The 9,388-nt window shown below is 44.4% G+C and carries 7 protein-coding genes; 2 read left to right on the forward strand and 5 right to left on the reverse strand.

The features are described from left to right. Positions 1-61: 61 nt before the first annotated feature. Positions 62-1,234 (forward strand): RtcB family protein, encoded by a 1,173-nt coding sequence (locus QME03_RS10090; RefSeq protein WP_281724283.1) that lies wholly within the window; start codon positions 62-64, stop codon positions 1,232-1,234. Positions 1,235-1,678: 444 nt separating this feature from the next. Continuing rightward, positions 1,679-3,946, forward strand: a complete 2,268-nt coding sequence (locus QME03_RS10095; RefSeq protein ID WP_281724284.1) for a hypothetical protein — start codon at positions 1,679-1,681, stop codon at positions 3,944-3,946. A 194-nt stretch (positions 3,947-4,140) separates the two neighbouring features. Here the strand turns inward: QME03_RS10095 and QME03_RS10100 are convergent, their stop codons facing one another. The 5 genes from QME03_RS10100 to QME03_RS10120 all read right to left on the reverse strand — a co-directional run. Next, a complete protein-coding gene (locus QME03_RS10100; protein WP_281724285.1) occupies positions 4,141-4,989 on the reverse strand; it encodes an O-fucosyltransferase family protein in 849 nt (282 codons plus the stop codon). A gap of 595 nt (positions 4,990-5,584) precedes the next feature. After that, positions 5,585-7,645, reverse strand: a complete 2,061-nt coding sequence (gene porE / locus QME03_RS10105) for a PorE family type IX secretion system protein (RefSeq protein WP_281724287.1) — start codon at positions 7,643-7,645, stop codon at positions 5,585-5,587. 203 nt (positions 7,646-7,848) lie between these two features. Continuing rightward, positions 7,849-8,112, reverse strand: coding sequence for a 50S ribosomal protein L27 (rpmA, locus tag QME03_RS10110; protein ID WP_009235217.1), 264 nt, complete (start codon positions 8,110-8,112; stop codon positions 7,849-7,851). Between the two features lie 18 nt (positions 8,113-8,130). Beyond that, a complete protein-coding gene (gene rplU, locus QME03_RS10115; protein WP_009161785.1) occupies positions 8,131-8,448 on the reverse strand; it encodes a 50S ribosomal protein L21 in 318 nt (105 codons plus the stop codon). A gap of 744 nt (positions 8,449-9,192) precedes the next feature. Continuing rightward, positions 9,193-9,388, reverse strand: a 196-nt coding sequence (locus QME03_RS10120; RefSeq protein WP_281724286.1) for a hypothetical protein, incomplete at its 5' end; no start/stop codon positions are given.

A 9,388-nucleotide genomic window follows, 5' to 3' on the forward strand; every position in this document is an offset into this window, starting at 1 on the left:
TAGAGCTTGTCAATACAAGCTTTATGCTAAAATATAGTTTTTAAGGGAGGACTAAATAGCAATGCAAACAAAAGTAATAAACAACAAACCTGTGATGATATGGGCGAATAGTGTAGATGCTAAGGCAATGCAACAGATAGAAAACCTCACCACTTTGCCTTTCTTGTTTCATCATCTTGCCATGATGCCTGATGTGCATGCAGGTATGGGTATGCCCATTGGTGGTGTGCTGGCCTGTAAAGACGTGGTAATACCCAACGCTGTGGGTGTAGATATTGGTTGTGGCATGTGTGCAGTTAAGTCAAACTATCAGGTTTCTAACATCTCGCAAGAGGTTTTGAGAAAACAAATCATGAATGGCATTAGGCAACGCATTCCTTTGGGCATGACCCACCACACCGAAGCCCAAGCCCAAGAGTATCTACCCAAGGGTCATCATATCGAACAGATGGAGGTGGTGAAGCGTAGACAGGAAGCCATTGTTTACGAAGTGGGTACGTTAGGAGGAGGAAATCACTTTATTGAATTACAGAAAGACGAGGAAGGTAGGCTCTGGGTGATGTTGCATTCGGGGTCGCGAAACCTTGGAAAGTTGGTTTGCGAGCACTACGACAAGCTTGCTCAGCAGCTTAATGCGCGTTGGCATACCAAGGTTGACCCTAAATTGCGACTGGCTTTTTTACCTGTAGGCACAGAAGAATTTAAAAAATATTGGGCTGAAATGCAATATTGTGTAGATTTTGCGTTATGTAATAGGCGTCTGATGATGCAAAGGGTGCAAGAAGTGCTTGCAGAAGCACTGCCTGGCATTGCGTTTGAACCGATGATTAACATCGCGCACAACTACGCTGCGTGGGAAAACCACCACGGCCAGAATGTTATTGTGCACCGCAAAGGTGCCACATTAGCTCGCCAAGGTGTGGTGGGCATCATTCCTGGTTCGCAGGGTACGGCCTCGTATATCGTTGAAGGTTTGGGCAATGCGTCTTCGTTCAATTCTTGTTCGCATGGCGCGGGTCGTGTTTTAAGCCGAACTGCTGCCATTGCATCGCTTGATTTGCAGGCCGAAGTGTCGCAGCTTGAGGCCAAAGGCATTGTTCATGCCATACGTTCGCAAAACGATATGCAGGAGGCAACAGGCGCTTATAAGGACATTGAAGAGGTTATTGCCAACCAAACAGACCTGATAAAGGTGAAAACCCGACTATTGCCCATTGCGGTGATTAAGGGTTAGGAAGAATGTGGCGTAATCAATGCTGCTCAAAAAAGGTATCAATCTCTCTTGTGTCTTATTATAAGTAAGTGCGTATGGGCTAGTTTTGCACCACTGCAAGCCTTTTAGACGAAATATATCAAGGGAAAGGGGGACGGTCAAGTTGGTCTTACTTCAAATACATAGGAATTTTAGACCACCAATTACCGCCCTCTCACCCTTTTTTAGCTGGGCTATGTCCTCATTCATCTCTAGAAGTGTCTTTTCTTCGCTAACATTGCCCCTAATGAGTTGATAGTAAGTTTTTTAACGTAAAGGCTGTAGACCTCATCTAGTTTAATCATCAATTAATCAATAAATTAAAAACCGAGGCTTCAGAGCAAAGCATAAGCCCCTGGCAAGCAAAATGCTCTTGCCACTATTTTTAACTGCTTGGAATATCATCAGCATCAACAATCCCACAGCATGGACAACATCATAGCAAACAAAGTGGCTTTGCGCTACGAAGCCCTATTTATAGATATTGATAGTCAACAGATAAAGCAGCACCACGAGCCAACAACATCTGCATTGACCTTGGTTTCGCGTCTTAGCAAGTTTGGATATAGTGTAGAACAAGATTTGTTACAGGCGTTTTATTGGGCGTCTACCAAACAAATCGAGGATGTTTATGTGGTGATGGCTGATGTTTTGCGTTTGAAACAGAACTGGGCTTCCTTGGTAAAGGGATGGGGTACGCCTACACAAGAAAGCCTTATCGACCATTTTATCACTTATGTGGCCAACAGGTTTAAAGGCAAAATCAAGTTAGAGGGTACAACATTGCCTTGTGGACACTTTATTCCCTATGGCACTTTCCCGTTAGAACGATACAACGGTTGTCCTTATTGCGGAACACCGTTTGTCGCCTCAACCTTCATTTACGAGGGGCAGGGAGATAAATCCAAGCCTCTACGACTCTTTACGCGCGTTGATTTGGAGCGCGAACTCCGCACTTTGCTTACTTCGCCCACACCATTAGACGCCACGCAGGCCGACACTGTGGCGCAATTACTCGTCTTATTTGATTTGCCCAGTGATGTTAGCATTGGCATGAAAGAAACATTGATGTTGGCAATTAAGGCTTTGGTTGCTGCTGGAAAGGGTCTGCAAGCCACTCGTTTGTTCGAAACGCCTACCGATATTCTGCGTTTTATATGGTACGAACACACTGGTAGTGCGCGAATTATTGAGCCACGAACACTCATTGCGCATGCGCGAGGTGTGAATTGGTATGTGTCGGAAGGGGGAAACATGGCTAACAAGGCAGAGCAGGACAAGCGTAACGAACTGAAATTAAAGTATAATAGGGCTTATTGCCGACTAGTGGCCACGTGGATGAACGCCATCCCTCTCTCTGCTGATAAGGCAGCCGAGACCATGCACGCCAAAAGGGGAATGTGGGTGCGCATAATTAGAGCTTTGCGACTGGCCGAATATGCCCAAAAGCAGGGCTTTGAACGCCTAGCCCAATTGCTCGACGTATTTTACCACCAGGCTTATCCCTCGTGGTTGGGCATGCTAGATGGGGCACGAAGGGCAAACAACGCTGAGCAAACCTTGTCGTTATTAACCCAAAGGCCTGGATTGTTTGCGCGTTGCTTGTATTCCACCATGCTTCGCTTTGGTTCAGAAGCCACCCTTTCAGCATTTCAGAAGGTAGTTCACCAGCTTCCTTCACGCCTGTTGTTATCGTTAGTCAATGCAGCACCTACTTATTTCTCAAAGCAGAGCACACGATTGGCTCGCCCCATAACAGGCGTTATACACCAACTACCCCCCAATGCCATGCTTGCTCAATATGATGAGACGCAACTTAAGCAGATGGTGAACTGTGTAAATACACTGTTTAAGCACATCATGCACCATCGATATGTACAACAACCGCATAGCGTTGGCGGTTTGATTTACATCGACCCAAAGCTTTATCAGGTGCCAGTTGGCGTTGGCGATAGGTCTAGCACCATCCAAGACACATCGTGTGCCTTACAAGGAACACGTTTTGATGTCGAAGGCAATGCCGTTAGATTGTTTATGCAATGGGGCAACGACCTGCACGCTCAACATCTAGATATGGACCTAAGTGCTGCTATTGGTTTCGAAAATGGTAAAATAGCATTCTGTTCTTACTTCAATCTCATTTGTCCAGGAGCAAAACATTCGGGCGATATACAGTATATTCCAGAGCTTGTGGGTACGGCCGAATATGTTGAACTGAACTTAAACGAACTGGCTGAAGCTGGTGCACGATACGTAACTTTTAGTTGCAATGCTTATTCTTATGGTACATTGTCGCCCAATTTGATGGTTGGCTGGATGAATTCGGCCCATCCTATGAGTGTCTCTGATGAAGATGGCGTGGCCTACGACCCATCGTGTGTGCAGCACATGGTGCGTGTTGACGAATCTAATTTGTCTAAGGGATTGGTGTTTGGTGTACTCAATGTGTTACGAAGAGAGATAGTTTGGTTAGAGATGCCCTATACTTCGCAAACCATTTTGGGTGTTGATGCTGCCAATGTAGAGGCACTTCTTAAGCAGTTGGAAGAGAAAATAACGATTGGCGAACTGCTTGAACTAAGGGCCGAGGCGCACGGTATGACGCTAACCTGTGATGAAAGTCTGGCCACCGAACGCTATGATTATCGTTGGGCGCTTAACGTTGCCCAGGTAAGTAGTTTGTTGTTGGAGTAGGGAGGTTGCTGTTTTTAGGCTCTCCAAGTTATAAGTATAAAGAAAGGCATGTGGGCGAGGTTATCATTACATTGATTTCCTCGCCCACGCGTTTTTTTATCTATTCGCCTTTTGTTATCGTTAGCTGCTGCGTAATGATGTCAACAAGTAGTGTTGTCATCTTGCTAATTGGCCTTCCTCTTTTGTTTGAGGTCCTATTTGTTAGCTTTTTCTTGGGTTAACACCTGTAGCAGGTTGTTACCAATCTTAGCAGCCATAACCGAATAGCTACTCCCTGCCGAACCATAGATAGTTGATGTGGTGGCTAAAGTCCACATTTCGGCAAGTCCGCCTCTTATTCCTGCAATACCATTGCGTGCAGCAGGTTTGTCAGAAGTGATGATGCGATTGCCAAATTGCGCTTTAAGGGCTTGCTTGGTAGGCTCATCGTCGGTTGCAAGAAATATGCGTGTATCCTCGTGAAGGTCAATTTCTCGTTGGGCAGCATCAGTAAACAAGCTAAGCGGACTGCGTTCTATCGACTCCTGGTTATCGGTTCGCCTAATGTGCATACCGATGGTATGGGGCGAAAAGCGTTTGCGATAGCTTTCCACTTCGTTGATAACAGCATCAACGGGATGGAACAAAAGCTTGTAAACACTATTAGGCACATCCCCAAAGTCTTGATAACAACTCATGTAGCTGTTCTTTCCTGCGGCCCAATTGTCAAAGTCGAAGCCTTGATTTTTTAAGGGCGTAACCTGCCATTCGTCTATGCGTTGCGCAAAACAAAGTCGCTGAAATAGCAGCGGAATGCGCAAGTTGCGTTTTCTGGGGCGGTCAAGCGTAAGTAGTTCCCAGGTTCTACCTTCCCGCACTGTCATTTCTTTGTGCTCAATGGGTGCGAAAATAGCGTGGAACGGCGCATTTAGTGCCCAGTCGCAAAACCAAACCGTCTCGACTTTCACCCCCGTATGCTGAGCCATTTGCCAGGCCGAGGCCATCGCACGCATTCTGTTAGCCAGTCCGCCAGAGGGCACAAAGAGTAGTTTTCCTTTGTTCATTGCTTTTTATCTCGAATTATTTTATTTGTCTGTGGTTATCAAATTGGCGTCCATGTTTTCAATAACAATGGCATTAACAATGCTCTTGGACAGATATGTGGACTTCAGTGTGGCTTTTTTTATTCGTAAAAGTGTATGTTTCAGGCTTTTGCTATCACTGTAAGGCGGTTTTGTAGATAACACGCCATGTTATAGGTTTCCTATCTACCGACACTGTTGAGTGGCAAAAACAAGCCTAAAGATACGAAAAACGCTCTGTTTAATTTTATTTTGGCGTGAGAAACTCTTTGTTTTGTAGTAAAATTGTGGGTATTCGCAGTTATTTGCGTTATTTTGATGCGATTATTACCATTGGTTTTCACGTCCTTTTCGTCTCTATCATCCTTACAAAACCTAACTTTAAGCCTGTGGGGCGGGGTGGGGTGATTTCTTGTTGCGAGGCATTGGGGCATTATTCGAATGTTTTTCTCTAACATGCCTTGTCGTGAATCAATCGATTATCAAGCACATTTGGGCATGCCCCAAGGATTTTTTAACTCATTGTCGTAGCAAGTAGAAAGCCAGTTACATGTAGCAACAAGCCTTTCGCATCATTTTATTCCACAATGTCAAACACGTCTTCAGTTTCTTTCTCCGCTTTCTTTGGAGTTTTCTTCTTGGCTTTTAAGTTTCCCTTATCGTCTAGCAAACCAAAAGTAGTGCGTTGCACCACAAATTCAGTTCTTCTGTTCAGTTGATTGCAAACCTCTTGCTTGTCTTTATCAAGTTGAGTAATAAACGATTCGTCTAGCACGTCTCCCTCTTTCAGCCACTTATAGCGTTCAGTAAGTTTTTTTCTGATGGTTTTGGGTTTCTCCTTTCCATATCCCACGGGCGTTAGTCGCTCTTCGGCAATGCCAGCATCAATAAGATATTTCACCACAGCATCTGCTCTTTTTTGAGCTAAAGCTTTGTTATATTCGGCCGAACCACGATAGTCGCAGTGTGCACTTAGTTCGATGGTGACGTTTGGATTTTCGTTAAGTAGCTTCACAAGTTCGTCTAAGGCCTGTTTGGATTCAGGTCTTAAGGAAAACTTATCTAGGTCGTAGAATATATTATCAATAAGTACGGGCGCCGTTATTGAAGCCAAAGGAAATTGCAACACATATTCGTGTGAGGCCTCAGAGGGTTTCACCATTAATTCTTCCTTGTGGTTTAAGTATCCCTTACACGTGGCAAGCATCACGTATTCAACGCCAGGTTTCACCACCTGTCTAAACGAACCGTCTGCCAGTACGCCCAGTTTGAGGTTCGTGCCATCGTTTCCCACCATGAACACCTGTGCAGCAGGCAGTTCATAACCATCTTGTTCGTACACCCAGCCTTTAATGCTGTGCACTATTTCGGGATATTCAAAGGCGTATATATGGTCCCATCCGCGTGCGTCGCCACGGTTTGAAGCAAAAAAACCACGATTATGCGGGCCTTCAAACGTAAGGCCGAAGTCGTCGCCATTCGAGTTTAGTGGAAATCCGGGGTGTTCAATTTCCCATTGTTGATTGTTGTTTTGTTTGGCCACATATATGTCTAGTCCGCCCAATCCCACATGTCCGTCCGACGAAAAATAAAGGTCGCCATTGGGTCTGAACGTTGGAAAGCATTCGTTTCCAGGTGTATTAATATCTTCTCCCAGGTTTTCCATTTCGCCCAGCCCGTTGGTAGTGAGTTTAATGCGCCACAAGTCTTGTCCGCCTTGTCCGCCTGGCATGTCCGAAACAAAATAAAGCCATTGTCCGTTGGGCGAAACGGCGGGGTGTGCGAAACTCGAAAGCGTGTCTTTCGATATTTCTAGTTTCGTGGCTTTTGCCCAAGCGGCATCCGCACGCGCCGAAGTCATCACTTGCGCGTAGCGTGGGTAGTTGGGGTTGGTGGTGCATTGGGTGAAATACATTGTGCGTTGGTCTGGCGAAAAGCAGCATGCCCCCTCGTCATAGTCGGTGTTTATTCCGCCTGGCACAGGTTCTGGTTTAGTCCATTTTCCTTTGTCGTCACGTTCTGAAACAAAAATGTCGGCAGGTTTTGCGCCCGTTATGCCACTTAGTGCATCGCCTTTGGCTTCGTTTCTAGTAGACGAGAAGTAGAGTTTATTATGTTCGTCGCCGAAGAGCATAGGCGAATAGTCAGCCCTATGCGAGTTGAAAACCTCCATTCGCTTAACGATATAGCGCGACCCCTCATTTTTAGTTTGAGTTGCTTGTTGAGCAGAAATCAGTCCTTCGTTCGCCAGTTTGTTATTAGGAAGCGATTCGAGGGCAATTTTAAATTGTTCTTCAGCCGCCTTATAAGCCCCTGTTTTGAGTAGTTGTCTTCCCAAAAGCAAGTGCGTGTTAGCATCGGCCAGTCCGTATCTCAGCACATTTTGGTATGCGCCCACGGCCTTTTGGCTAGCGTTCATTTTGTCGTAGCATAAGGCCAGTTTGGCAGATACGCGTCCTCTTGCCACCTTTTCTTTGGCAGGCGTGCGCGTATAGGCTTGTTTAAAGTTGTTGGCAGCATCGAAATATTCGCCCAATGCAAGGTTTTTTTCACCCTTTTTAATATATGCATCAGCACCGCACGATGAAGTCACGAAGGCCAAAGCCATCAGTATAGCGTTTATGTTGCTTAGTTTCATTTTGCTTTCTCGTATGAGTTTGGCGGTAAGTTTCGGCTCAACCGCTGTATATTTACAACGCATATTGTATCATTTTATTATAAGCGAGCGCTTATTAATGCATCGTTGCTAGTGTTGTGTAAGTCTTAATAACGCAGAAATCCCAACCATACTGATATGGTTGGGATTCTGTTGTTTGTTTGGAATAAGTGTAATTGTTTTATTTATGCCTCAGCTTCCGGTATTACAGAAACGTAGCTTTTATCTTTGCGGCTTTTGCGGAAGTTCACAACACCGTCAACAAGAGCGAAGAGTGTATCGTCTTTACCGATGCCCACGTTCTTTCCGGGGTTGTGTTTCGTGCCACGCTGACGAACGATGATGTTACCTGCAGTAACTTTTTGTCCGCCATAAATCTTAACGCCAAGTCTTTGTGAAGCTGATTCGCGTCCGTTCTTAGAACTACCAACACCTTTTTTATGTGCCATTCTTAATTCCTCCTGCGTTTAAGCGATTACTTGTTTAACTTCTACTTGCGTGAACTGAGCGCGGTGACCATTCTTCTTACGATAGTCTTTGCGACGTTTCATCTTGAAAACGATGATCTTGTCACCTTTTACAAGGGGGTTCACAACTTCTACTACTACCTTTGCACCTTCAACGGTGGGTGCACCCACGGTAACTGCTCCTTCTTTGTCTACAAGCAGCACCTTGTCAAACTCAACAGTTTTGCCGGCTTCCACATCTTTAATGTGGTGAACATAAAGCTTCATGCCCTGTTCCACCTTAAACTGTTGTCCGTTAATTTCTACAATTGCGTACATTGATTATGTTTGTAAAACGGTTTTCCGCGAGGCGTTCAGACTCGTTCCGACGCTTTTTTAAGCCTCCACGGACTAAAACAGGTGCAAAGTTACGAAATATATTTGGGTGTTTTCTTTTATTGAGATATGGCAACATCAACTTTAACACTTATTAAGTCTTAATCTTTGCTTTGTATCCTATTTGCTTCTTTAGCAGGTTTGGTTTTTTGTGGTGTTGCATTTGGGGGCTCTTTAGTATTGGGGTTAAAGGCTTTAGAACGTTTGGGCTTAGAGGTATGTGGTTTTTAACCATAATTTTTCGGGTAAATGTGTCATTGTTTAGGGTAAATAATGTGGTTTTACACCTTATATAATATAGGTTAGATAAATTGGCGTTAAGTTCCATTGGGTTATCAACCATCACTGCAAACGTGATTATCCCATGAGTAGACATTATGTTTAACCCCAATCAAGCCTTGGGCAATACATTCTGTTTGATAAAATGCTGCAAGATAGGAGTAAGGTTTCAAATAAGCTTATGGTCATGGTCTTTGGTTTCAAAATCTTATTTTGCTCACTCTGGTGTTAAAAGTAGTATAAAAACTTTACAAATACGCCTTTCAAACCAAAGCCTTCTAGCGCAAATCTAAGCCCAAAAGCATGCATTTTGCCCCAATTTTTAGTCCCTCACATTTTATTTTTACACCAAAATTTGACTAAGAACCCGCGTTTTGCACCATTTAGCCTTTCTATTTGGTTGCCTGCTCACGATTTTTCATCGCCCCAAAAACAGCTTTTAGCTGCTAAAAAGCATATTTTTAGGCAGTTTTCAGTCCTTAAAAGTCGGTTATTTTTCGTTTTTGGGAGATTATAAACACCACCACAACCTGTTTTTTGCACCTGTTTACTCTGCGTTTTGCACCATTTAGCCTTGCGTTTTGCATGAGTTAGCATTGCGTTT

The sequence above is a fragment of the Hoylesella shahii genome, from assembly GCF_937990675.1.
Taxonomy (GTDB): Bacteria; Bacteroidota; Bacteroidia; order Bacteroidales; family Bacteroidaceae; genus Prevotella; species Prevotella shahii.